Below are 212 nucleotides of genomic sequence, written 5' to 3' on the forward strand. Positions count from 1 at the left end.
CGTCTCCTCGATCGCCTCGACGTGCCGGGTGTGGGAGGCGTAGTCCACCGCCACCCGACGCACCCGCACACCATCCGCGGAAAGGACCTCCAGCGCCTCGTCGAGGGCTTCGGCGTCACCGGCGATGACCACCGACGTCGGCCCGTTGACCGCCGCGACCTCAACCCGGCCCGCCCAGCGCTCCAAACGCTCCACGACGTCGGCCTCCGCCA

1 protein-coding gene is annotated in these 212 nt (G+C 72.2%); it reads right to left on the reverse strand.

What is annotated here, in order from left to right; genetic code table 11:
* On the reverse strand, window positions 1–212 hold a 212-nt coding region (locus OO69_RS48710; RefSeq protein WP_033287484.1), incomplete at both ends, for an acyltransferase domain-containing protein.

This window comes from Streptomyces sp. NRRL F-525 (assembly GCF_000716605.1).
GTDB lineage: Bacteria > Actinomycetota > Actinomycetes > Streptomycetales > Streptomycetaceae > Streptomyces.